This is a genomic window from Natrinema soli (assembly GCF_028618695.1).
This window is the reverse complement of record NZ_JAQIVI010000408.1, coordinates 1-2,258: the sequence shown is the minus strand read 5'-3', so window position 1 is coordinate 2,258 and position 2,258 is coordinate 1. Positions and strand designations below refer to the sequence as shown.

2 protein-coding genes are annotated in these 2,258 nt (G+C 65.3%); one reads left to right on the top strand and one right to left on the bottom strand.

Translation table 11 applies throughout. The annotated features are described in order from the left end of the window. On the bottom strand, window positions 1-544 hold a 544-nt coding region (locus PGX04_RS22275), incomplete at its 3' end, for a M48 family metalloprotease (RefSeq protein WP_273740500.1). A 481-nt stretch (window positions 545-1,025) separates the two neighbouring features. Here PGX04_RS22275 and PGX04_RS22270 point away from each other — a divergent pair. Then, window positions 1,026-2,150: a 60S ribosomal export protein NMD3 gene (locus PGX04_RS22270; protein ID WP_273740499.1), complete on the top strand. Its 1,125-nt coding sequence runs from the start codon at window positions 1,026-1,028 to the stop codon at window positions 2,148-2,150. Window positions 2,151-2,258 lie beyond the last annotated feature (108 nt).

Genomic DNA, 2,258 nt, shown 5'->3' with positions numbered 1-2,258 from the left:
CGCCCTGCCGGCCGCGGCCGTGGCCGCCGCCGAAGAACGCGCCCCAGCGGACGATCATAAACGCGATCGTCGAGAGGAAGGAGGCGATAGTCATCACCATCATGTCGCGATTCTTGACGTGGGCGAGTTCGTGCGCCAGAACGCCGTCGAGCTCGTCCTGATCGAGCGTGCGCATGATTCCCGTCGTCACGCAGACTGCAGCGTTTTTCTGGTTTCGCCCGGTCGCGAAGGCGTTCGGGACCGACGAGTCGACGACCGCCACCTTCGGTTTCGGGAGATCAGCCTGCTGGGAGAGCCGTTCGATCGAGGCGTGCAGCTGCGGATACTCGTCGGCCGAGACCGTCTTCGCGCCCATACTCCGGAGAGTGAGCGTGTCGCTGAAGTAGTACTGGACCAGCGACATCCCACCGAACAGGACGACGAAGACGACGAAGCTGCCCATGTACGCAGCGATCGCTCCGGCGAAGACGATGTACAGCGCGAACAGCAGGAACATCGTCACGAACATTCGAAGCCGCAATCCCCAGTCCGCCTGCCAGTTCATACTCGAAATGAGGGGCTCCGGAGAAATAAGTGCCCTGACGAGACGCTCGAGAACGGCCGCGATAGTGATACCACAGCCGACACCGGACCTGTCAAATAGAAACGATACATTTCGCGTTCGCTGACCGATCAGCGACCGACGCGGTCGGCCCGTCGAACCCCTTCGTTTCGGCTGGAGACCGCGTGACGTGGTCACGTCTGACAACAGTGAACTGAGACGATGTCTGACGTTCGTCTGACGGATTCGATTCGGAACCCCTTCGTTTCGAGTAGAACGACCCGGACGGTCTGCTGTCCCGCTGTACCGGCGCACCCGCGACGCGCCATACAGGCGCACCGGAACTGACGAAGAGTAGTCCGTACCGAACGCCGGGGAACGAACCCGGTCGGGGACCGTGAGGGACCGATGTGGAACGCCTCGAGCGACCGCAACGAAATGTCGGAACGCGTCCCTTAACTCCGTGAGCCCCCAAACGGGGCCAATGAGTGAGTCGCGTGCGTTCTGTCCCCGATGCGGGGACGCGGTGCCCGAGCGATCGGCGAGCGACGCGAATAGCCCGTTGCGGCCCGGCGCGGAGGTCGAACTCTGCGATTCGTGTTACTTCGAGGACTTCGACTTCGTGGACGCGCCGGACCGGATCGACGTTCGCGTCTGCGCCCGCTGCGGTGCGGTCTATCGGGGGAACCGGTGGGTCGACGTCGGCGCGGACGACTACACCGACATCGCCATCGAGGAGGTTAGCGAGGCGCTCGGCGTCCACGTCGACGTCGAGGACGTCGCCTGGCAGATCGACCCCGAACAGGTCGATCAGAACACGATCCGGATGCACTGTTACTTCACGGGCGTGGTGCGCGGAACGCCGGTGGACGAACAGGTGACCGTCCCGGTCAAAATCGCCCGCCAGACCTGTACCCGCTGCGGGCGGATCGCCGGCGACTACTACGCCAGCATCGTCCAGATCCGCGCCGAGGGCCGCACCCCGACGTCCGAGGAGATCGAACGGGCGAAAGCGATCGCGAACGCGATCGTCGCCGACATGGAGGCGACGGGCGACCGCAACGCCTTCGTCACGGAGACGAGCGAGACCGACGACGGACTGAACATCAGGGTCTCGACCAACAAGATCGGCAAGAAGATCTCGAACAAGATGATCGAGGAGTTCGGCGGCACCGTCAACGACGCCGAAACCCTCGTCACGGAGGACGAGGACGGCAACGAGGTCTATCGGGTCACCTTCGCCGTCCGCCTGCCGCCGTACACGCCCGGCGACGTCATCGACCTCGCCGAGGACGACGGCGGTCCCGTACTCGTCCGCAGCGCTCGCGGCAACCTCAAGGGCGTCCGCGTGACGACCGGCGAGCGTTACGAGGCGAGCTACGAGGAGGGGAACTCGCCCGACGCGCGCAAGCTCGGTTCGCTCGAGGACGCGACCGAGGCGACGGTCGTCACCGTCGAGGACGACAACGCCGTGCAGGTGCTCGATCCCGAGACCTTCCGGGCCACGACCGTCGCGCGGCCGGACTACTTCGATCCGAACGCCGAGACCGTGCCCGTGCTGAAGAGTCGCGCCGGATTGCACGTGTTGCCCGACGAGAGCGATGACTGAGGACGCGGACGGCGCAGACGGGGATGACCGGGCTGCGGGCGGGGAATCCCGTCCCCTCGAGCCCGCGGCCGACGACATCCTTGAGCGAGCGGGGGCCGAGGCCCCGCT